Genomic DNA, 19,754 nt, shown 5'->3' with positions numbered 1-19,754 from the left:
AGGCGAGCGCCGGCACAGGCGACGCGGTGACAACCATAACAACAGAGAACCCGATCATGGCACACAGCCCCGCCCCTGACCAAGGCAACGAGATCACCCGCAACGCGCTCTACCGGCGCATCACCCTGCGGCTGATCCCGTTCATTTTCATCTGCTACCTGTTCAACTACCTCGACCGCGTCAACGTCGGCTTCGCCAAGCTGCAGATGCTCGATGCACTGAAATTCAGCGAAACCGTGTACGGCCTCGGCGCCGGCATCTTCTTCATCGGCTACGTGCTCTGCGGCCTGCCCAGCAACCTGGCGCTCAACCGCTTCGGGCCGCGGCGCTGGATCGCGCTGATGATGATCGCCTGGGGCAGCCTGTCCACCTGCCTGCTGTTCGTCACCACCCCCACCGAGTTCTACACCCTGCGCCTGTTGACCGGCGCCGCCGAGGCGGGCTTCTTCCCCGGCGTTGTGCTGTACCTCTCGCGCTGGTTCCCGGCGGACCGTCGCGGCCGCATCATGGCCCTGTTCATGTCGGCGATCCCGGTGTCCGGGCTGCTGGGCGGGCCGTTCTCCGGCTGGATCCTCGACCACTTCGCCGCGGGCCAGCACGGCCTGGCCGGCTGGCAGTGGATGTTCCTGATCCAGGGCTTGCCCACCGTGGCGCTGGGCGCGCTGGCCATCGTGCTGCTCAGCGACGGCTACCAGAGCGCCCGCTGGCTGAGCCCGGCCGAACGCCAGCTGATCGAGGCGGACCTGAAAGCCGACGCCGCCGGCAAGCCGGCCACTCGCGGCGACAGCGTGCTGTCGGTGCTGGGCAACCCGCTGATCTGGACCTTCGGTTTCGTCTACTTCTGCATCCAGAGCGGTGTCTATGCCATCAACTTCTGGCTGCCGTCGATCATCAAGAACATGGGCTTCGACAGCCCCCTGCTGATCGGCTGGCTCAGCGCCATCCCGTACCTGCTGGCCGGTGTGTTCATGATTGTCGTCGGCCGCTCGGCGGACCTGCACAACGAACGCCGCTGGCACCTCGTGGTACCGATGCTGATGGGGGCGCTGGGCCTGCTGATCGCGGTGAACTTCGCCGCCCACCCGACCATCGCCATCCTCGGCCTGTCCATCGCCACCATGGGCGCGCTGACCGGCCTGCCGATGTTCTGGCCGATGCCGACCGCGCTGCTCACCGCCGGCACCGCCGTGGCGGGCCTGGCGATCATCAACTCGGTGGGACAGATGGCCGGCTTCCTCAGCCCCTACCTGGTGGGTTTCATCAAGGACCAGACCGGCTCGACCGATGCGGCGCTGTATGCGCTGGCCGGATTGATCGTGGTCGGTAGCCTGGTGGCATTGCGCGTTTCACGCAGCACCAGCAGCGCCCTGGCAGGCGTTCGCCAGTAAGTGCCGACGAGGCCATCGCGGGCTTGCCCCGCGATGGCCACTACGCTAGTCGCGAGGTTTCCAACCTGCTTCATGCAATGCCGTCAGCAAGGTATCCCCATCCAGCGCCGGCACCACCACCCCTCCCTTGCCCTGCATCGTGCGCCCCGCCAGCAAGGCATTGACGATCGCCTCCTCCACCGCTTCCGCCGCCGCCATGAACAACGCCGAAATATGGTCGTTGTTGAGCATGCGCAACTCGGTGCATTGTTCCAGCCCCTTGCGTGCATAGTCCGCCGGCGGCAGATTCTGGTTACCGGTGGAGAACGCCAGGAAGATATCGCCGCTGGAGTCCTCGGTGCCGCCACCAGTGCGGGCGATGCCGATCGACGCGCGCTGGGCCAGGCGCTGGCACTGGTGTGGCAGCAGCGGCGCGTCGGTGGCGATCACCACCACGATCGAACCCATACCCGGGGTGCCGGTCACCGGTTCGGCGAAAGGCGACGGCAAATGCCCCAGCTGGCGCCCCACCGGGTAGCCGTCCACCCGCAACTCGCGCCGCTGGCCATGGTTGGCCTGGACCAGCACACCGACAGTCCAGCCGCCCTGCCCGTCCTCCAGGCGCCGCGAGGCAGTGCCGATGCCGCCCTTGAACTCGTGGCAGATCATCCCCGTGCCACCGCCCACCGGCCCTTCCTGCACCGGCCCCGAGATGGCCGCCTCCTGTGCCTGGCGCACCTGCGCCGAGGTCACGTGCTGGCCCCAGATGTCATTGAGCAAGCCATCGTAGGTTTCCATGACCACCGGCATGCACCAGTACACCGCCTCGTCCGGCAGGCGCTCGCGCTCGGCGGCGATCAGCGCATCGCGCACCACGCCGACGCTATGGGTATTGGTAATGGCGATCGGCGTGGTCAGCAAGCCGGCCTCGCGGATCCACTCCAGGCCCGTGGCGTCGCCGTTGCCGTTGAGCACGTGACAGCCGGCGAAACAGGGTTGCTGGCGGGCCGCGCCTGCGCGGGGCTCGATCAGCGTCACCCCGGTGCGGATCGGCGCCGCGCGTTGATCGTCGATTAGGGTGCTGTGGCCGACCCGCACCCCTGGTACGTCGGTGATGGCATTGAACGGGCCCGGGGTGCCGTGGCCGAGGGTGATGCCCAGTTGACGCGCACGCATGTGTACTCCTTGGATACTCACAATTTCTGGAAGGTCGGGCTGAGCCGGCCGTGGGTGCTGTACAGCGTGACCGACACGGCCAGCAGCCCGAGGATGATCAACAGGTCGCGCAGTGACGCCTCGCGTAGCAGGGTCACCAGCAGCCAGCCGGCACCGCTGACCGCCAGCAGCGCCGGCAACGGCCACAGCGGCATGCGGTACGGATGCTCGCGATCGCGGCGCAATACCCGGCTGCACAGCGCGCATGCGGCCACCACCAGGTAGATCAGCAGCAACAGCAGCACGGTGAACGAGGTCAGCTCCTCCAGGCTGCCGGACAGGCTCAGCAAGGCCGACGGCACGGCGAGGAACAGCGTGGCCAGCCACGGCGACTCCCAGCGCGGATGGATCAGGGTGAAGGCACGGTTTAGCGTGGGCGTCCAGATCGCGTCGCGCCCGCTGCTGTACACCACCCGGCCGACCTGGATGACGATGGCCACGATGGCGTTGAACACCGAGAGGAAAATCCCCGCGCTGACCAGCCGCGCCAGGGTCTCGTTGCCATGGGCGGTCAGCAGGTAGCCGATCGGATCGCCGCTGGCCAGCATCGCCTGCAGCGACGGCGCGCCGATCAACAGCGCGGCCAGCGGGATCACCTCGATGGCCACCACCACCGCCAGCGACCACAGCACCGCCCGGTGCACGGTGCGCCCACGGTCCTTCATGTCTTCGGCCAGCAGCACCGCGCCACCATAACCATTGAAGGCGAACAGCGCCATGCCCACCGCGCCCAGCACCAGTGCCCAGGGTGCCGCCGTCAGCGCACCTTGCTCGAGCATCTGCGGCTGCAGCAGGCTCGCCGCCGGCTGGCTGGCATTGCCGAACCCCAGGATCACGATCACCAGCAGCGCGGCGACCTCGCAGAACAGGAACACCCCGGTGATCCAGGCATTCAGGCGGATATTGAGGATACCCAGGGCGTAGCTCGACACCACGATCACCAAGGCCACGGTCTGGGTATCGAAACGCGTGCCCAGGGCATTGTTCAGGTAGGTGGCGGCGCCACCTGCGAGCACCGGCGGGATGAACAGCATCGAGGCCAGCACCGTGAGGAAAGTGGCATAGCCCGCCAGCCCGCCGAACACGCGCTTGGCGTACACATACTCGCCGCCGGCGGAGCTGTGGGCGCGTCCCAGTTCGGCGTAGCACCAGGCGAACATCAACGCCAGCGCACCGGCCATGATGAACGACAGAAACGCACCACTGCCGGCCTGCTGGATGGCGAACGGGGCGATGACGAACACGGAGCTGGCCGGGGTCACCGCGGAAACGGTGATGGCGACCACGTCGAACACACCCAGGCGCTGCTTGAGCGCGCTTGCGGGCTCTTCGCTGGAGCTCATGGCGTTTTTCCTCTGATTGTTATTGGTTGTGAGGGGAAAACCGGTCGCGCGGCCGCTGGACCTGGGCTGGACTGTAGGCCTGGGCAAGCCTTTGGCCAATTACCCTTAGGGGGTACGCCCCTTGACGGGGCGGTGCAAAGCTCTGAACACTGCGGGCCTACCACCAGCCGCGGCGGGCCCCATGCACCATCTATTCAACGAAGCCAGCGCCCATGCCGGCCTGGCCCGCACCGTCGAGCAGATCGGCCAGCCGCGCTTCTGGCGCCAGTTGATCCTGCTGCTGCAGCAATGGCTGGCATTCGACAATGCCCTGGCGATGGTCTACCCCCGTACCGGGCTGCCCCGGGCACTGGAAATTTTCGACGCGCGGGGTGAAGGCAACCCCGAGGCCATGGCCCTGTACCTGAGTGGCCTGTATCAGCTCGACCCGTTCTACCAGGCCTGCCAGGAGCGCATCGGCGATGGCCTGCATCGTCTGGAGGAAGTGGCGCCGGACCAGTTCCGCCAGAGCGAGTACTACCTCAAGTACTTTCACGACCATGTCCTGGAGGACGAGGTGCAGTTCATCGTCCAGCTCGGCGACAGCGGCGCCCTGTCCCTGTCGCTGGGCCGGCGCGAACGGTTCGACAGCGCCAGCCACGGCCTGCTGGCGCTGGTGTGTCCGTGGGTGGTCGCACTGATGACCCAGCACTGGCAGCAGCACAGCTTGCGCCCGGCGCCAGTGGCGGGCATGGCCCACCAGGTGCGCGACGCCATGAGCCTGTTCGGCGCCAAGGTGCTGTCGGAGCGCGAGCTGGAGATCGCCCGGCTTATCCTGCGCGGTTATTCATCGAAGGCCATGGCCGAGCGGCTGGCTATTTCGCCGGAGACCATCAAGGTGCACCGCCGGCATCTGTACGCCAAGCTGGACATCTCGTCGCAACCGGAGCTGTTCTCATTGTTTCTGCAATCGCTGGGGCACGATCCGCAGGACCCTTGAGCCTGTCACTGGCGCAACCGCCCCAAGGCCTCCAACACATGCCCGGTCGCCCGCTCCACCTCACCTTCACGGCAGGCAATGCCCAGCTGGCGCCACAAGCCAGGTCGCAATGGCCGTTGGGCGATACGCGCCTGCGGCTGGCGCACCTCACCTTCCTGCGGCAGCAAGGTGGCGCCGTACCCGGCGGCCACCAGGCTCTTGATCGCATCGTTGTAGTTCAGCTCGATCCGCGGCTCGGGGTACAGTCCCGCCGTGGCAAACCACTCCGAGGTGACCCGCGACAACTGGGTGGTGCTGTCGTTGAGGATCAGCGCCCTGCCGGCCAGCCAGGCCGGGGTGACCCGCGCCGGCGGCTGCCAGTCGGCGGGCACATAGGCCATGATCGGATCGCGTCGCCACGGCGTGATCCTCAAGCCCTTGCCCGCCACCTGCGGCAGCGCCACCAGGCCGATGTCCAGGGTACCTTCACGCAGACGCGCCAGGGAGGCCTGGGAGGTGAGCACCTGCACCTGCACGTCGATCCCCGGATGATCCACCCGCAGGGTTTCCAGGGCCTGGGGCAACAGGTGGGCGATGGCGCCGGTCGAGGCACCGAGGCGCACCCGGCCGGTCAGGCCCTCGACCTGGCGGCGCACCTCGTCCAGTGCCTGGTCGGCATCGGCCAGCAGGCGCCGGGCGCGGGCCAGCAGCGTCGCGCCGATGGTCGTGGGGCGAACCTGGCCGCGCGTGCGGGTGAGCAATGGGGCACCGATGCGCGCCTCCAGTTCGGCCACATGCAGGCTGATGGTCGGGGGCGCCAGGTTGAGCTGGCGGGCGGCCTGCGCGAAGGACGCGCAGTCGGCGATCACCACCAGGGTGCGCAGGCGGTCGAGGCTGATTTCTCGCATGAGGTCTCGCAAGAGCGGCTATAAATTCAGGATTACTGAACGTGGCCATCATGATATTCAAATTTTCTTTCGTCCAGTGAGCAGCGAGGATTAGCCATCACTCTCGTCACCGGACAATCGACATGCACCAACCCCTCGTCTTCATCGATGGCGACCAAGGCACCACTGGCCTGCAGATCCACGCCCGCCTGCACGGCCGCGACGACCTGCGCCTGCTAACCCTGCCCGAGGCCGAGCGCAAGGACCCGGCCCGCCGCAGCGAGGCTATCAACAGCGCCGACATCGCCCTGCTCTGCCTGCCCGACGAAGCCGCCCGCGAGGCCGTGGCCACCCTGCGCAACCCGGCGGTGCGGGTTATCGACGCAAGCTCGGCGCACCGTACCGCGCCGGGCTGGGTCTACGGCCTGCCGGAGCTGAACGCCGAGCAGTCCGAGCGCATCGCCACGGCCACCCGGGTCAGCAACCCCGGCTGCTACCCTACCGGCGCCATCGCCTTGCTGCATCCGCTGGTCAAGGCCGGCCTGCTGCCCGCCGACTACCCGCTGAGCATCCATGCCATTTCCGGCTACTCCGGCGGTGGCCGTGCCGCGGTCGAGCGCCATGAGCAACGCAGCGATGATTACTTGCCGACGCTGCAGCTGTACGGCCTGGAACTGGCCCACAAGCATGTACCGGAGATCCAGCGACACGCCGGGCTCAGCGCAAGGCCGGTGTTCGTCCCGGGCTATGGCGATTATCGCCAGGGCATCGTGCTGAGCATCCCCCTGCAACTGCGCCTGCTGCCCGGGGTCAGCGCCGAGCAGCTGCAGGCCTGCCTGGAACAGCACTACCAGGGTGCCCGGCACGTGCAGGTCATGCCCCTGCACCAGCACGGCGCGGCCGCGGCGCTCGACCCGCAGGCGCTGAACGACAGTAATGACCTGCGCCTGGCCCTGTACGCCAACCCCGAGCACGGCCAGGTGCTGCTGACCGCGGTGTTCGACAACCTGGGCAAGGGCGCGTCGGGCGCCGCCGTGCAGAACCTCGACCTGATGCTGGCTGGACTGCGCTAGGTTAGAATGGACGCCCGCCTCGTCCGGGGCGGGTGTTTCACACCTTGCCGGAGTTCCACCCGCGATGTTCATCCTCCGCCGCCTTGACGGCGTGCCGCCCGAATCCTTCCAGAACCAGATCCGCCAACTGGTGATCGACCACGTCGGTCAGCTCAGCAGCGTCGCCATCAGCCCGGACAACCCGCTCTACCCGCTGTACCAGTACGGTGTCGGCCTGGAGGTGCACCAGTACCTGATGGCCCTGGACGGCACCCGCGGCCTGCGGGTCGAACTGACCCTTGCCCTGGATGCCGACGCGCCGGACCGGTTGCTCGGCTTTGCCCTGGTATTGCCGGCCCAGGACAACCCGCAAGCCTGCGCCCTCGCCTACCTCGCCGTGGACGCCAGTCACCGCCGCCAAGGCATCGCCCGTGGCCTGCTGGATGCCGTGCGTGGCCGCTATGCCTGTGTCGAGCTGAGCGCCTTCGCCCAGCAAGTGCCGTGGTTCGAGAACATGGGCCTGCAGGTGGTCGCCAGCGCCGGGCCGCAGGTATTGATGAGCAGTACCGGCAAGGCCAGCGAGGCACTGATCGGGCGGCTGGACATCGCGCCGATCTACCAGACCGTCGAGGTGCGGCAGATCCATGCCTACCTGCTCAAGCAGCAGGGCGAAGCGGCGATGGTCGAGGCCGAACGGCTGCGCGACGCACGGCTGGATACGCTGGCCGAGCAAGCGAGGGCATGCGTCAGCGAACGCAAGCGCGTGCACTGAAGGGTTCAGCCCTTGATGGCTTTCTCGATGGCGGCGATATCGATCCTGCCCATCTGCAGCATCGCCTCGAACGCCCGCTTCGCCACGGCGCGATCGGCGCTGGCAACGGCCTCGGTGAGTACTCGTGGACTGATCTGCCAGGACAGGCCCCATTTGTCCTTGCACCAGCCACAGACACTTTCACTGCCACCATTGCCGACGATGGCGTTCCAGTAGCGGTCGGTCTCTTCCTGGCTGTCGGTCGCCACCTGGAACGAGAACGCCTCGCTGTGGCTGAACGCCTTGCCGCCGTTCAGGCCGATGCAGGGCACGCCCATCACGGTGAACTCGACGGTGATCACGTCGCCCGCCTTGCCCGAGGGGTAGTCGGCAGGCGCCTTGTGCACCGCGGTCACGCGGCTGTCGGGAAAGGTGCTGGCATAGAAGTTCGCCGCGTCCTCGGCGTCGTTGTCGTACCACAGGCAAACAGTGTTCTTGGCGGTCATGGGTGCTCTCCTGGGCGGGTCTCACTGCCCACGAGTCTAGCCCCAGGGTCCACCCACCCCGGGCAAGCGCGATCAACGGCTGGTCAGTCAGCTCGCCTGGCTCAGGAGGTGACACGTTCGGCTTGCACGGCCTCGGCGTGGCGCTGGCTGAACACCAGGTAGTAGCCGTTGCAATCGCGCACACCGAATTCACGCGAGCCATAGGCCGTGTCCTGCAAGGTGCTGTATGCCGGGTTTGCTCGCCATCTGTGTCTAACGGCAATTGTCCGCCCCGCCTAGGATCGAAGCCTGTAACCAAGGGAGCTGCCATGAACGAACTGCCAACCACCAGCGACTTTCCCGGGCTGGTCCTGCGCCGCTTGCTGCCGGGCGACCAGGCCATGGTCTGCGCCCATCGCGAGGCCATGTTCCTGGAGGCCGGTGGCGACCCTCTGAGCCTGCAAACCATGACCGAACACTTCCGGCCCTGGCTGCAACCGCGCCTGGCCGATGGTCGCTACTACGGTTTCGTGCTGTTGGATGACGAGCAGCCGGTGGCGGCCATCGGCCTGATGTCGATCGACTGGCCGCCACACCCGGCGCATCCCTGTCACGACCAGCGCGGCTATGTGCTCAATGTCTACGTGGAGCCTTCCCATCGCCGTCAAGGACTGGCTTCGAAACTGATGCGCCTGGCCGAGGCCGAGTTCACCCGGCGCGGCCTGGGCTTTGCCGTTTTGCATGCCACCGAGGTGGGCCGCCCGGTCTACGCCGGGCTGGGCTGGGCGGCGACTGCGGAAATGGCCAAGCAACTCGGCTGAGCTCAAGTCAGCCGCGCAAGCGCCGATACCCCTCGTGCATCTACCCCGGATGCATGATTGTGCGGTTACTCAAGGAAGATTCATGTCGCGTCACAACCTACCGGCCCTGCTGGTACTGTCACTGTTCCTGTCACTCACCGGCTGCAATGGCCTGCCACGCTCAAGCGCCACCGACGCTCCGCAACTCGGCCCGATACTCCCGGATAGCGCAGCACGCACGGCCTGGATCACGCAGATCCTTGCCCAGGACCCGCTGGCCAGTCAGGACCGACAACCACCACCCCGGCAGAGCAACGCCGAGGTCGTCGCCAAGCTGCGCCAAAAGCGCAACATCCCGTTGCCGGATGCCTACTGGGCGCAGTGGCAACACAACCTGGATGCCTTCGATGCCGATACTGCGCGTCACAAGGAGGCCGAGCGTGCCCGCTACATCGCCACCTTCACCGACCAACTCAAGCGCGTCGACGACCCCACCCTGCTGCGCCTCGCCACCGCGCCCGACAGCCTGGATGCGGCCGACAGAGATGCCTGGAAACAACGTCTGATCGAGCGCTACAGCCGCTACATCATCGACAGCGAAGTCAGCCGCGACATGATCGACGCCCACCTGCGGCGCATGGCGCTGATGGACCGGCAGCACGGCGTCTGCGCCCTGGACAGCGACTGCTGGGACCGTGCACCGACACCGTGACATTTGACGCCCGGTGGTCCAGCGTTCAAGGTTGTTGCACCTGATCGATCCGGAGTTCTACATGCATTTCGACCTGATCCAGTCCCTGAGCCTGGCCGGCAAGACCGATGTGCCCAATGACGACCGCGTCGGCAGTGCCGACTGTCATGCCTGGGTGATCGACGGCGCCACCGACCTCGGCGCCCCCGGTCTGCTGGGTGAGCGCGGCGGCGCGGCCTGGCTCTCGGCCACGGCCCAGCGTGCCTTCGCCATGGCGTCGGGGCCGCTGCGCAAGGTCTGCGAGTCCGTCTTCGACTCGATCGCCCAAGCCTATCTGCAAGACCGTCAGCGCGAGCCCGTGGCCACCTGGGAGTTGCCGCGCGCCGCCTTTGCCGCAGTGGCGTTGGAAGGCGATGAGCTGGTCTGCGCGCACCTGGCCGACTGCGTGGTGCTGCACCGCAGCGCGCGCGGCATCCACTTCCTCACCCCGGAGCCCGATCGCGAAGCCGAACGCGCAGAAGCCGCGGCGCTGGGTCCCGGCACCGGCGCCCACGGCGTACGCACCCCGGCGGTGCTGACCGACCGCCGTGTCGCTCGCGAGCGTCCCCGGGCCGTACTCGGCGTCGATGCCGAGCTGTCCCGCGAGGGCACCCTCTACAGCCGAGCACCGGTGGCCGCGGGCGACGATATCCTGCTGATGAGCGATGGTTTCGCGGCGCTGTTCGACACCTACCGGGCCTACGACCCGGCCGGTTTCATCGAGCGCCTGCTGGCTCACGGCCTCGATGACCTGGCGCGCACGTTGCGTGGCATCGAGCACGACGATGCGGCATGCCTGCGCTATCCGCGGTTCAAGATGAGCGACGACGCCTCGGCGATCTGGTTGCGGGTTGGTTGAGTCACCACACTACGCCAAGCGTTTGTGCAGAAAATAGCGGGTATGCCCAGGCGGGAAATCGACAATCTCGCCAAAGATTTCGAACCCCAGCTTGCGGTAGAAGTCCGGCGCCTGGAAGCTGAAGGTGTCGAGCCAGATCCCGCCACAGCCCTTCTGCCTCGCCAGCGCCTCGGCCCTGGCCATCAGCTCGCGCCCGCTGCCCTGCCCGCGCATCTGCTCGGGCACCACCAGCAGCTCGACGAACATCCAGCCCCCGCCGAGCCTGGCGTAGAGGCCACCGACGATTTCATCGCTGTCGGGGTCGCGCAGCGTCCAGGCGACGGTAGCCGCGCCGGGCGAGCCGATCACGCCATCGTTGAATGCGCGCAAGGGTTTGAGAATTGCATCGTGATGCAGGCTGGTCGCCTGGTCGGTGAAATCGATACCGAGGGTCATGGCAGGTCGTCCGGTTGACCATGGAAGAAGGCGGCGCGAAGCGCGTCGAATCAAATTTACTTCACGTTACGCCCTTTGGAAATGAAACAATCTTCGAGATGTTCACCGATAACCCGAAGCGCCGCAAAATTCACACGACTGAAAATCACATGCGTCAACATATCGCCATTCCTCTGCTGTCTGCCTTGGCTGGCTGCAGCAATGCCCCCACGCATCTACCGCCGAGTTACGTCGTTATTTGTGAAACACCGGTGCGCCAGCGGAATCAAAGAGCCCAGCTCGGTGGCTGGGCTCTTTGGAGCTATTTAAAGTCTTCCTGACTCGGCTGAGACGTTCACGGCAAGCTTGCTAACTGGATCAAACGTGCATGCATACGTATGCCTCACGAAATTACCTAGACCGTTCTGAAATTTTATTTCATCACCAAAATAGATAATCATCCCGCTCTTTTTTTCACTCCAGGCAAGCCTAGAAAAAATCGGCGAAGTGATACCGTCGGTCCATTCATAGTCATACTTTGCAAGCTTTTGGACGGCGGGCTTGCAGGCCATGATTGCATCAAACTGGTTTTCATCAGCCCAGCACTGTAGGTCTTGTCTGCATGCGCTAGCGACTTTGGCCTGGGTAGCTTTGGCCTCCTCGGTCTTCTGTCGTTCCACCGCAGCGAGGCCATCAAGGTGCTTTGCGTAGGAGGCAGCATCTAGCCCCAGCTTGTTGGCCGCCTGATAGTCCTCCAAGTTCGCAAAACCCTGCTGCACTGCCTGCTTCTTGTCGTCAAAGTTGCTTATCGCCATTCCGGTGCCGGCGAAGTACGTAACTAAGGCCAGAATGATAAATGCACCGGTGGGTACTTCCTGCGCTGCGAACCTTCGGAGCATCTTCCACGATAGAGGGCAGAAAAACACTGCTGCGGCTATCGCGAGTAAGCCGCCAATGAAACTATCAGAGAAACATGCAAAGGCTGTTAGACATGCCAATGCGACCAAAAGCCAGCTAATGATCTTTCCTAGTACTATCCCCATGGGGCACTCCTTTGTTGAGGCCGCCATGATAAATCAAAGGGCCTACACACGAAAACCAGCAGCGAAAAACCCGACACAATGGCCGGGTTTGCGAATCACTCCTCAACACCCGCAGGCATGACAAGATGGGCGAATCGTGCGACAAGCTTCTGCAGCGGGCCTGGTGACAGATGCGTGCTTGGCTGGAAGGCCCCAAGCCCACTCTATTCAGGTGTTGCTCACCATCGACGCGAAGTGGCTGAATTCAGCGAGTGACTGGTCCGAGCTTGCCAAGCTGGAATCGGCAGTCATTGGTACGGAATTAGTACCGGATTAAATTTCGTTCACGTTACGCCCTTTGGATATAAGGCATTCGACAGCCGTTCGGCCATACTCCAGAATGCAACGGTTTTTTGGGGGAAACCCTTGCACAGCCAACGACATACCAACATTTAGTGAGCCTCAACGTGAAAACTTCCCTGTCCATCCTCAGCCTGCTGCTGTTGCTCACAGGAACCGCGACCCTACCGTCGACCGCTGCTGCACAACCCCCGGCCCAGGTCCAGCGTGACCCGAGCAAATTGCACCTGGCGTCCGGCAGCGCCCTGTTGATCGACCTCAACACCAACAAGGAGCTGTATTCCAGCCACGCCGATCGCGTGCGCCCCATCGCCTCGGTCACCAAGTTGATGACCGCGATGGTCGTGCTCGACGCCAAGCTGCCCATGGACGAGATGCTCACCATGACCATCGCCAACAACCCGGAGATGAAAGGCGTGTATTCCCGGGTGCGGCTGGGCAGCGAGCTGAACCGTCGCGAGACGTTGCTGATCACCCTGATGTCGTCGGAAAACCGTGCGGCCAACTCACTGGCCAACCACTACCCCGGTGGCTACGGCGCGTTCATCAAGGCGATGAACGCCAAGGCCCGCAGCCTGGGCATGAGTCACACCCGCTACGTCGAGCCGACCGGCCTGTCGACCTTGAACGTCTCCACCGCCCAGGACCTGGCCAAGCTGCTGATGGCCTCGCGCAAGTACCCGATGCTCAGCGAGCTGTCGGTCACCCGCGAAAAGACCGTGGCGTTCCGCAAGCCCAACTACACCCTGGGTTTCCGTAACACCGACCACCTGGTGAACAAGAGCAACTGGGACATCAAGCTGACCAAGACCGGCTTCACCAACGAAGCGGGGCATTGCCTGGTGCTGCTGACCAAAATGGACAACCGTCCAGTGGCCATGGTGATCCTCGACGCCTTCGGCAAGTACACCCACTTCGCCGACGCCAGCCGCATGCGCCAGTGGCTGGAAACCGGCAGCGCCAAGCCGGCGCCGGCGGTGGCCATGCAGTACAAGAGTGAAAGGCAGCGCGCGCGCCTGGCGCAGGACTGAAACGACAACGCCCCGCGCAAGCGGGGCGTTGTGGGCTGAAACCGGGCGTTTTCAGGCCTGGGTGGATACCATGCCACCGGCACTGTTGCCGCCGGTCTTGGTCAGTGCATCAAGCAACTTCGCGGTCGCTGCCTGGATTTGCCCGCTCAAGGTGGCAATGCTCGACTGCTTGGCGAGAATCATCGTCGCTTTCGTGGTGTCGTCCATTTCCTGCGCGGCGATCTTCGCCAGCTGACGCTGTTCTTCGGCCATCTGCTTCTGCAATTGCCTGATCATCTCGCGCATTTGCTGAATGTACGACGGCTCGCCGCTACCCTCGTCATCCTCGGCCTTCTTTGCGCTGCCAGGCTTGCCTGATTCGCCAGTGCCTTTGAGATCTACCGCGACAGTAGCCGGCGACTTCTCGTCTTCTTTGGCCTGCCCTTTGACCAGTTGCGTGGCGATGCTGCTGCTGACGTTGTTGATGCCTACCATTCCTTAATCCTCCACGGTGGGTCCTTTCAATGACTGGGGTATCGGCACCACGCGTGCAAACTTGATGCTCCCCCACCGATAAATTTACCCGCCCGCCATTCGTCCACCTGATACCCGAGCCCTGCCCTAGCGCCCACCGCGCCGCCAGGCCGGAACCGATCAGCCCTGCAACGAGATGGCAATGACCAAGACCCGCTCCCGCAAAGCCTTGTACATCGGCCTGCCCCTGGCCCTGGTGGCCGCCCTGGGTGGAGCCGCCGGCTATTACTTCTGGAAACAGGACGGCGGCTACCCCCGTGCGATCGTGCAGCAGGCCAACGACCTGCATGAGCACATGCTCTCCTTCGACAGCCATGTCACCGTGCCGTTGGGCTACGGCAGCACCGGTTACGAAGCAGACAAGGACGGCCGTGGCCAGTTCGACCTGGCCAAGGCGGCCAAGGGCCGGCTGTCCGGCGCGGCGCTGACCGTCTTCGGCTGGCCGGAGCTGTGGAACGGCCCGAACGCGCCGCACCGCCCTACCCCTGGCTTCATCGACGAGGCCCGTAACCAGCAGGAAGTGCGCTACAAGATCATCAGCGGCATCGTGCGCGACTTCCCCAACCAGGTCGGCATCGCCTACACACCGGACGACTTCCGGCGCCTGAACGGTGAAGGCAAGTTCGCCATTTTCATCAGCATGCTCAACGCCTATCCGCTGGGCAGCGACCTGTCGCAGCTCGATTTGTGGACCAAGCGCGGCATGCGCATGTTCGGCTTCAGCTACACCGGCAACAACGCCTGGGCCGATTCCTCGCGGCCACTGCCATTCTTCAACGACACCCCCGACGCCTTCGGCGGCCTGTCGCCACTGGGCGAGCAGGCGGTCAAGCGGCTCAACGACCTGGGCGTGATCATCGATGTCTCGCAGATGTCCACCCTGGCCCTGGAAGACGTCGCCCGCCTGAGCCGCGCGCCGTTCGTGGCCTCGCATTCGGCGCCACGGGCGCTGGTGGACATTCCGCGCAACCTGTCCGACAAAGAGATGCAACTGATCAAGGACAGCGGCGGCGTGCTTCAGGTGGTGGCCTTCACCACTTACCTCAAGCCCCTGAGCAAGCCGACCCTGGAGAAACTCGAAGCCCTGCGCGCACGCTTCGACCTGCAACCGTTGCAAGGCCTGACCAACGCACTGATGCCGGGCGACCCGATCATCGCCATCTGGCCAGAGGCGCGCTTCGGCGAATACGCCAGCAGCCTGTATGCCATCGTCGACGAAGAGCCCCGCGCCGGCCTCAAGGAGTATGTCGACGCCATTGACTACGCGGTGAAGAAGATGGGCATCGACCATGTCGGCATCAGTTCCGACTTCAACGATGGCGGCGGCGTCACCGGTTTCATGAACGTCGGCGAGATCCGCAACGTGACCGCCGAACTGCTGACCCGCGGCTATTCCGAAACCGATATCGCCAAGCTCTGGGCAGGCAACTTCCTGCGCGTCTGGGGGCAGGTGCAGAAAGCCGCCAACCCCGTGGCCCAGCTCGCCAATACCGCCCAGGAAACCCGCCATGACTGATCGGCGCGCCTTCCTCAAGCAGGCCGCCGCCCTGGCGGCCAGCCTGCCGTTGCTGCCAAGCGCCCTGGCCGCCACCGCCACCCCGGCGTCATTGCAGGGCCCGGACAAATGGCGCCAGTTGCGCCAGCTGTTCCCCCTGGCGCCGGATGTCGCGCACTTCGCCAACTTCCTGATCACCGCCCACCCGCGCCCGGTACAGGATGCGATCGACCGCCACCGCGCTACCCTCGACCACAACCCTGCGGTGTGCATGGACTGGGAGAGCCAGTACGAATGGCAGCGCGAGGATGAGGTCCGCGAGTGGGCAGGCCGCTATCTGGACGTGCGTCCCCGTCAGGTCGCCCTCACCGGCAGTACCACCGAAGGCCTGGGCATGATCTACGGTGGCCTGCACGTGGCGTCGCACCAGGAGATCCTGACCACCGAGCACGAGCACTACTCGACCCACAACTGCCTGGCCTTCCGTCAGCGCCAGCATGGCACCCAGGTGCGCAAGCTGCGCCTGTTCGACAAACCGGGCGATGTGTCCACCGACCGGGTGCTGAGCGTGATCGACCGCAGCATTCGCCCTGAAACCCGCGTGCTGGGCATGACCTGGGTGCACTCGGGCAGCGGCGTCAAGCTGCCGGTGGGCGCCATCGGCGAGCTGGTGCGCCAGCACAACCGCAACCGCGACGAGGCCGAGCGCATTGTCTACGTGGTCGATGGCGTGCATGGCTTCGGCGTGGAAAACGCACGCTTCGCCGACTTCAACTGCGACTACTTCATCGCTGGCACCCACAAGTGGATGTTCGGCCCACGCGGGACCGGGATCATCTGCGCGGCGTCCGAGCAGATGCAGCACCTGACACCGACCTTCGCCACCTTTTCACGCAACGAGGACTTCGGCACCATCATGACTCCGGGCGGGTACCACGCCTTCGAGCACCGCTGGGCGCTGGGCGAGGCCTTCAAGCTGCACCTGGAGCTGGGCAAGGCTGATGTCCAGGCGCGTATCCACCAGCTCAACGACTACCTCAAGGCGCGCCTGGCTGAACACCGCGCCGTGGAGCTGGTGACGCCGGTCAGCCGCGAGTTCTCCGCAGGCTTCACCTTCTTCCGCATCAAGGATCGCGATCCCGATGCCGTGGCCGCCTACCTGAACGCCAACAAGGTGATGGTCGATGCCGTGGACCGCGACGCAGGGCCGGTGATCCGCTTTGCGCCGAGCCTGCTCAACGACGAACAACAGGTCGACCGGGCCATGGCATTGCTGCGTACGCAGATCGGTTGAGGTAACGCCATCCATACCGGGGCTGCGGTGCAGCCCATTCGCCGGCGAGCCGGCTCCCATCCCGACCGCGCCGCCCTCAAGCCAAGCGCCGTCTGTGTGGGAGCCGCGGTTCGCCGCCACGACTTGCCAGCGATAAGGCCTAGCGCAGCAACGCCTGGATCTGCTCGTGGAGGGTATCCAGGTCGAACGGCTTGGCCAGAATCGGCGCCTTGCGCGCGATCGGGCTGCCCGACTCGAGAATCTCTGCCGGGTAGCCGCTGATGAAGATCACCTTCAGGTCAGGCCGCAGTTTCACTGCAGGCTCGGCAATCTCCACCCCGGAAATCCCGCCCGGCAGGCGGAAATCGGTGACCATCAGGTCCAGGTGCGGCTTGCTGGCCAGGATCGCGAACGCCTGCTCGCCATCCTCGGCCACCAGCACGTGGTAGCCCTCGCCTGCCAGGTAATCGCGCAGGATCATGCGGATCGCCGGCTCGTCCTCGACCACCAGTACCACGTCTTGTGCATCTTCACTCATGACAACGCCTTCGAATTCAATAGGTTGGCTATCAGACCGCAGCTTTACGCAGAGGTTGCCCGGGTCTGGTCACAGGCGTGCGGCAACACCGATAGCGGCAACTGGACGGTGAACGTCGACCCTGCTCCAACCTGGCTGTGGACCTGGATCCGCCCGCCGTGGGCCAGGATGATCTGCTCGGAAATGTACAGCCCCAGGCCCAGGCCGCCACTGGCCTGCTGCGCGGCAACGCGCTCGAACTGCTGGAAGATCCGCTGCTGGTTCTGCGCATCGATGCCGATACCCTGGTCCTGCACCTGCACGCAGGCCATGGCGTCCTCTTCGAACACCCGCACCTGCACAGGCTTGCGATTGCCGTAGCGCAAGGCATTGGACAACAGGTTGGCCACCACCTGTTCAATCCGGAATTCGTCCCACTCGCCCTGCAAGGCATCGCAACGCTGCAGCTCGATCACGGTATCCACCGCGCTGGCCTGGGCGGTAAAGTTCTCCACCAGGCCCCGCACCAGCTGGCCAAGGTCGAATGTGCGCGGCCGGATCGACAGTTTGCCGGTGCGAATCCGCGAGACATCGAGCATGTCCTCGACCAGGCGGATCAGGCTGTTGATCTGGCGCTCGTCGCGCTCGACCATGGCCTTGAGCTTGTCCTCGCTGAACGCCGCGAGGTTGCCGCGGGACAGGTGCATGCGGCGCAACTGGGTTTCCAGGATCAGTCCGTTGAGTGGCGTACGCACCTCATGGGAAACGATCGACATGAAATCGTCGCGCATGCGTACAGCCCGCTCCAGCTCACCACGGGCCAACTGCAACTGGTTGAGCAGCAGTTCCTGCTCCTGGCGGCCCTGCTCCAGGGCCTGCAGCTGGCGGTCCAGGGCCTTGCGTTGGCGGAACAGGTCGACGAATACCGACACCTTGCTCTTCACCGCCAAGGTTTCCAGGGGTTTGTGCAGAAAATCCACCGCCCCGCTCTCGTACCCCTTGAAGGCATAGTTCATCTCGCGCCCGGCGGCGCTGACGAAGACGATGGGGATGTTGCGGGTCTTCTCCATGCCGCGCATCAGCTCGGCCAGCTCGAAGCCGTTCATGCCCGGCATCTGCACATCGAGGATGGCCAGGGCGAACTCGTGCTCGAGCAGGAGCGACAACGCCTCGTCGGCCGACTGGGCCTGGTACACCTCGCGGTCATCGCCCTGGATCAGGGCGTCCAGGGCCAGCAGGTTTTCCGGCAGGTCGTCGACGATCAGCAGTTTCGCGGTGATGTGGCTTAGCATGCGCTGGGTTCCAGGGTAGCGAGCAACTGCCCGATACCACTCAGGGAAAGAATATGGTCCGGGTCGTGCAGGGCCAGGGCGGCCTCCGGCATCAACGCGACCTGTGCTTCGCGGGGGTCCTGGACGACCGTCCGGCCACCGCTTTGTCTGATCCGCAAAAGCCCGCGGGCGCCGTCTTCATTGGCCCCGGTGAGCAATACGCCGAGCAGCTCCGGACCATAGGCGTCGGCGGCCGACTCGAAGAGAAAATCGATTGCCGGTCGCGAGAAATGCACCGGCTCCTCCTGGCTCAGCGACAGGGTGAAATCGCGCTCCACCGACAGGTGATAGCCCGGCCCCGCCACATAGATCAGCCCCGGTTCTATCCGTGCCTTGTCGAGGGCCTCGCGAACCGGGCGGCGCAGGCGGCGCTGCAGCACCTCGGCCAGCTGGCTGTGGCGATCGTCGGGCAGGTGCAGCACGCACAGCACCGGGATGGCGAAATCGTCGGGCAGCGCGCCGAGCACGCTGAACAGTGCCGAAACGCCACCCGCCGAGGCGCCAATGACAATCGCACGCACGCTGTTCATGTCTTGCGGTAGATCCGCTCGGGCCGCACCAACGGCTCGAAACGCTCGCCATAGGCCGAGAAGTCCACCGACTCCTTGCTGCCCAGCACCAGGAAACCGCGGTGGCACAGCGACTCGTGGAACAGCCCCAGGGCACGGTCCTGAAGGCCCTTGTTGAAGTAGATCAGCACATTGCGGCAAGACACCAGTTGCGTCTCGGAGAACACGCTGTCGGTGGCCAGGCTGTGATCGGCGAAGGTCACGTTGTCGCGCAGGCTGGCGTCCATGATGGCGTTGCCATAGGCGCTGGTGTAGTACTCGGCAAAGTCCCGGCGGCCACCGGCCTTGCGGTAGTTCTCTTCGTACTCGCGCATGCTCTGCATCGAGTAGATGCCCTGCTTGGCCCGCTCCAGCGAGTGCGGATTGATGTCGGTGGCATAGAGGATGGTGCGTTCGAGCAGGCCTTCCTCGCGCAGCAGGATGGCCATGGAATACACCTCCTCGCCAGTGCTGCAGCCGGCGATCCAGATCTTCAGCGACGGCCAGGTGCGCAGCAGCGGCACCACTTCGTTGCGCAGTGCCAGGAAGTGCCCGGGGTCGCGGAACATCTCGCTGACCGGGATCGTCAGGTACTGCAGCAGCTCGAGGAACATGCCTGGGTCGTGCAGCACCCGCTCCTGCAGCGCCGACACCGTGCGGCAGTCAAACTGGCGCACGGCATGGAGGATCCGGCGCTTGATCGAGGCGCCGGAGTAATCGCGAAAATCGTAGCTGTACTTGAGGTAGATCGCCTCGATCAGCAGCCGGATCTCGATATCGGTATTGCGTTCACTGGTCAAGAT

General features: G+C 64.8%; 22 protein-coding genes. 11 read left to right on the top strand and 11 right to left on the bottom strand.

What is annotated here, in order from left to right:
- Window positions 1-56 precede the first annotated feature (56 nt).
- Window positions 57-1,388, top strand: a complete 1,332-nt coding sequence (locus CCOS191_RS11275) for an MFS transporter (protein ID WP_046855268.1) — start codon at window positions 57-59, stop codon at window positions 1,386-1,388.
- A 45-nt stretch (window positions 1,389-1,433) separates the two neighbouring features.
- Here CCOS191_RS11275 and CCOS191_RS11270 read toward each other — a convergent pair whose 3' ends face one another.
- Together CCOS191_RS11270 and CCOS191_RS11265 are read right to left on the bottom strand one after the other, a co-directional pair.
- Window positions 1,434-2,543, bottom strand: coding sequence for a DmpA family aminopeptidase (locus CCOS191_RS11270; RefSeq protein ID WP_046855267.1), 1,110 nt, complete (start codon window positions 2,541-2,543; stop codon window positions 1,434-1,436).
- 17 nt (window positions 2,544-2,560) lie between these two features.
- Window positions 2,561-3,925 (bottom strand): APC family permease, encoded by a 1,365-nt coding sequence (locus tag CCOS191_RS11265; protein ID WP_046855266.1) that lies wholly within the window; start codon window positions 3,923-3,925, stop codon window positions 2,561-2,563.
- A 181-nt stretch (window positions 3,926-4,106) separates the two neighbouring features.
- On the opposite strand from CCOS191_RS11265, the gene CCOS191_RS11260 reads away from it, so the two are divergent.
- A complete protein-coding gene (locus CCOS191_RS11260) occupies window positions 4,107-4,904 on the top strand; it encodes a helix-turn-helix transcriptional regulator (RefSeq protein WP_046855265.1) in 798 nt (265 codons plus the stop codon).
- Window positions 4,905-4,909: 5 nt separating this feature from the next.
- Here the strand turns inward: CCOS191_RS11260 and CCOS191_RS11255 are convergent, their stop codons facing one another.
- Window positions 4,910-5,791 (bottom strand): LysR family transcriptional regulator, encoded by an 882-nt coding sequence (locus CCOS191_RS11255; protein WP_046855264.1) that lies wholly within the window; start codon window positions 5,789-5,791, stop codon window positions 4,910-4,912.
- Window positions 5,792-5,913: 122 nt separating this feature from the next.
- Here CCOS191_RS11255 and argC point away from each other — a divergent pair, with 122 nt between their 5' ends.
- Window positions 5,914-6,843, top strand: a complete 930-nt coding sequence (gene argC / locus CCOS191_RS11250; RefSeq protein WP_046855263.1) for an N-acetyl-gamma-glutamyl-phosphate reductase — start codon at window positions 5,914-5,916, stop codon at window positions 6,841-6,843.
- 64 nt (window positions 6,844-6,907) lie between these two features.
- Complete coding sequence (locus CCOS191_RS11245) at window positions 6,908-7,594, top strand: GNAT family N-acetyltransferase (RefSeq protein WP_046855262.1); 687 nt, start codon at window positions 6,908-6,910, stop codon at window positions 7,592-7,594.
- Window positions 7,595-7,599: 5 nt separating this feature from the next.
- On the opposite strand, the gene CCOS191_RS11240 is transcribed toward CCOS191_RS11245, so the two are convergent.
- Window positions 7,600-8,079, bottom strand: a complete 480-nt coding sequence (locus CCOS191_RS11240; RefSeq protein WP_046855261.1) for a VOC family protein — start codon at window positions 8,077-8,079, stop codon at window positions 7,600-7,602.
- 308 nt (window positions 8,080-8,387) lie between these two features.
- Here CCOS191_RS11240 and CCOS191_RS11235 point away from each other — a divergent pair, with 308 nt between their 5' ends.
- The 3 genes from CCOS191_RS11235 to CCOS191_RS11225 all read left to right on the top strand — a co-directional run bounded on the left by CCOS191_RS11235 (window position 8,388) and on the right by CCOS191_RS11225 (window position 10,447).
- Window positions 8,388-8,879: a GNAT family N-acetyltransferase gene (locus CCOS191_RS11235; protein ID WP_046855260.1), complete on the top strand. Its 492-nt coding sequence runs from the start codon at window positions 8,388-8,390 to the stop codon at window positions 8,877-8,879.
- A gap of 82 nt (window positions 8,880-8,961) precedes the next feature.
- The gene (locus CCOS191_RS11230) at window positions 8,962-9,570 is read left to right on the top strand and encodes a hypothetical protein (protein WP_046855259.1); all 609 of its coding nucleotides are present in this window, start codon (window positions 8,962-8,964) and stop codon (window positions 9,568-9,570) included.
- 61 nt (window positions 9,571-9,631) lie between these two features.
- Window positions 9,632-10,447 carry a protein phosphatase 2C domain-containing protein gene (locus CCOS191_RS11225; protein WP_046855258.1) on the top strand — a complete coding sequence of 272 codons (816 nt, stop codon included), beginning with the start codon at window positions 9,632-9,634 and terminating at the stop codon, window positions 10,445-10,447.
- Between the two features lie 9 nt (window positions 10,448-10,456).
- Here CCOS191_RS11225 and CCOS191_RS11220 read toward each other — a convergent pair whose 3' ends face one another.
- Window positions 10,457-10,882, bottom strand: a complete 426-nt coding sequence (locus tag CCOS191_RS11220; RefSeq protein ID WP_046855257.1) for a GNAT family N-acetyltransferase — start codon at window positions 10,880-10,882, stop codon at window positions 10,457-10,459.
- A 14-nt stretch (window positions 10,883-10,896) separates the two neighbouring features.
- Here CCOS191_RS11220 and CCOS191_RS27885 point away from each other — a divergent pair, with 14 nt between their 5' ends.
- Window positions 10,897-11,202, top strand: a complete 306-nt coding sequence (locus CCOS191_RS27885; protein ID WP_156177538.1) for a hypothetical protein — start codon at window positions 10,897-10,899, stop codon at window positions 11,200-11,202.
- Here the strand turns inward: CCOS191_RS27885 and CCOS191_RS26815 are convergent.
- On the bottom strand, window positions 11,188-11,904 hold the full coding sequence (locus CCOS191_RS26815; protein WP_052752596.1) for a hypothetical protein: 717 nt from the start codon (window positions 11,902-11,904) through the stop codon (window positions 11,188-11,190). The two genes, CCOS191_RS27885 and CCOS191_RS26815, sit on opposite strands and share 15 nt — an antisense overlap.
- 446 nt (window positions 11,905-12,350) lie before the next feature.
- Here CCOS191_RS26815 and pbpG point away from each other — a divergent pair, with 446 nt between their 5' ends.
- Window positions 12,351-13,274, top strand: a complete 924-nt coding sequence (pbpG, locus tag CCOS191_RS11210) for a D-alanyl-D-alanine endopeptidase (RefSeq protein WP_046857753.1) — start codon at window positions 12,351-12,353, stop codon at window positions 13,272-13,274.
- A gap of 51 nt (window positions 13,275-13,325) precedes the next feature.
- Here the strand turns inward: pbpG and CCOS191_RS11205 are convergent, their stop codons facing one another.
- Entirely contained in the window at window positions 13,326-13,748 is a 423-nt protein-coding gene (locus CCOS191_RS11205; RefSeq protein ID WP_046855256.1) for a hypothetical protein, read from the bottom strand.
- A gap of 181 nt (window positions 13,749-13,929) precedes the next feature.
- On the opposite strand from CCOS191_RS11205, the gene pvdM reads away from it, so the two are divergent.
- Together pvdM and pvdN are read left to right on the top strand one after the other, a co-directional pair.
- Window positions 13,930-15,303, top strand: coding sequence for a pyoverdine-tailoring dipeptidase-like protein PvdM (gene pvdM / locus CCOS191_RS11200; RefSeq protein ID WP_046855255.1), 1,374 nt, complete (start codon window positions 13,930-13,932; stop codon window positions 15,301-15,303).
- Window positions 15,296-16,576, top strand: coding sequence for a pyoverdine-tailoring periplasmic protein PvdN (gene pvdN, locus CCOS191_RS11195; protein ID WP_046855254.1), 1,281 nt, complete (start codon window positions 15,296-15,298; stop codon window positions 16,574-16,576). Before pvdM ends, pvdN begins: the two co-directional genes overlap by 8 nt.
- 139 nt (window positions 16,577-16,715) lie before the next feature.
- Here the strand turns inward: pvdN and CCOS191_RS11190 are convergent, their stop codons facing one another.
- From CCOS191_RS11190 to CCOS191_RS11175, 4 genes are read right to left on the bottom strand one after another with little or no spacing between them, the layout of a single operon-like run.
- On the bottom strand, window positions 16,716-17,093 hold the full coding sequence (locus CCOS191_RS11190) for a response regulator (protein ID WP_023629509.1): 378 nt from the start codon (window positions 17,091-17,093) through the stop codon (window positions 16,716-16,718).
- Between the two features lie 44 nt (window positions 17,094-17,137).
- Window positions 17,138-18,364, bottom strand: coding sequence for a hybrid sensor histidine kinase/response regulator (locus CCOS191_RS11185; RefSeq protein WP_046855253.1), 1,227 nt, complete (start codon window positions 18,362-18,364; stop codon window positions 17,138-17,140).
- On the bottom strand, window positions 18,358-18,933 hold the full coding sequence (locus CCOS191_RS11180) for a chemotaxis protein CheB (protein ID WP_046855252.1): 576 nt from the start codon (window positions 18,931-18,933) through the stop codon (window positions 18,358-18,360). Before CCOS191_RS11180 ends, CCOS191_RS11185 begins: the two co-directional genes overlap by 7 nt.
- Complete coding sequence (locus CCOS191_RS11175; protein ID WP_046855251.1) at window positions 18,930-19,751, bottom strand: CheR family methyltransferase; 822 nt, start codon at window positions 19,749-19,751, stop codon at window positions 18,930-18,932. The genes CCOS191_RS11180 and CCOS191_RS11175 overlap by 4 nt, the downstream gene beginning before the upstream one ends.
- Between the last annotated feature and the right edge of the window lie 3 nt (window positions 19,752-19,754).

The organism is Pseudomonas sp. CCOS 191 (assembly GCF_001007005.1).
Lineage (GTDB): Bacteria > Pseudomonadota > Gammaproteobacteria > Pseudomonadales > Pseudomonadaceae > Aquipseudomonas > Aquipseudomonas soli.
Note: the sequence above shows the minus strand (reverse complement) of the source record. Positions and strands in the feature narration are given on the sequence as shown.

Excerpts from the sequence above, each read along its gene's own strand:
- CCOS191_RS11260 (WP_046855265.1), top strand. The coding sequence starts at position 4,107 with ATGCACCATCTATTCAACGAAGCCAGCGCCCATGCCGGCCTGGCCCGC.
- CCOS191_RS11245 (WP_046855262.1), top strand. The coding sequence starts at position 6,908 with ATGTTCATCCTCCGCCGCCTTGACGGCGTGCCGCCCGAATCCTTCCAG.
- CCOS191_RS11180 (WP_046855252.1), bottom strand. The coding sequence starts at position 18,933 with ATGAACAGCGTGCGTGCGATTGTCATTGGCGCCTCGGCGGGTGGCGTT.
- CCOS191_RS11270 (WP_046855267.1), bottom strand. The coding sequence starts at position 2,543 with ATGCGTGCGCGTCAACTGGGCATCACCCTCGGCCACGGCACCCCGGGC.
- CCOS191_RS11225 (WP_046855258.1), top strand. The coding sequence starts at position 9,632 with ATGCATTTCGACCTGATCCAGTCCCTGAGCCTGGCCGGCAAGACCGAT.
- CCOS191_RS11265 (WP_046855266.1), bottom strand. The coding sequence starts at position 3,925 with ATGAGCTCCAGCGAAGAGCCCGCAAGCGCGCTCAAGCAGCGCCTGGGT.
- CCOS191_RS11220 (WP_046855257.1), bottom strand. The coding sequence starts at position 10,882 with ATGACCCTCGGTATCGATTTCACCGACCAGGCGACCAGCCTGCATCAC.
- CCOS191_RS11255 (WP_046855264.1), bottom strand. The coding sequence starts at position 5,791 with ATGCGAGAAATCAGCCTCGACCGCCTGCGCACCCTGGTGGTGATCGCC.
- argC (WP_046855263.1), top strand. The coding sequence starts at position 5,914 with ATGCACCAACCCCTCGTCTTCATCGATGGCGACCAAGGCACCACTGGC.
- CCOS191_RS26815 (WP_052752596.1), bottom strand. The coding sequence starts at position 11,904 with ATGGGGATAGTACTAGGAAAGATCATTAGCTGGCTTTTGGTCGCATTG.
- pvdN (WP_046855254.1), top strand. The coding sequence starts at position 15,296 with ATGACTGATCGGCGCGCCTTCCTCAAGCAGGCCGCCGCCCTGGCGGCC.
- CCOS191_RS11235 (WP_046855260.1), top strand. The coding sequence starts at position 8,388 with ATGAACGAACTGCCAACCACCAGCGACTTTCCCGGGCTGGTCCTGCGC.
- CCOS191_RS11205 (WP_046855256.1), bottom strand. The coding sequence starts at position 13,748 with ATGGTAGGCATCAACAACGTCAGCAGCAGCATCGCCACGCAACTGGTC.
- CCOS191_RS11185 (WP_046855253.1), bottom strand. The coding sequence starts at position 18,364 with ATGCTAAGCCACATCACCGCGAAACTGCTGATCGTCGACGACCTGCCG.
- CCOS191_RS11275 (WP_046855268.1), top strand. The coding sequence starts at position 57 with ATGGCACACAGCCCCGCCCCTGACCAAGGCAACGAGATCACCCGCAAC.
- CCOS191_RS11230 (WP_046855259.1), top strand. The coding sequence starts at position 8,962 with ATGTCGCGTCACAACCTACCGGCCCTGCTGGTACTGTCACTGTTCCTG.
- CCOS191_RS11190 (WP_023629509.1), bottom strand. The coding sequence starts at position 17,093 with ATGAGTGAAGATGCACAAGACGTGGTACTGGTGGTCGAGGACGAGCCG.
- pvdM (WP_046855255.1), top strand. The coding sequence starts at position 13,930 with ATGACCAAGACCCGCTCCCGCAAAGCCTTGTACATCGGCCTGCCCCTG.
- CCOS191_RS11240 (WP_046855261.1), bottom strand. The coding sequence starts at position 8,079 with ATGACCGCCAAGAACACTGTTTGCCTGTGGTACGACAACGACGCCGAG.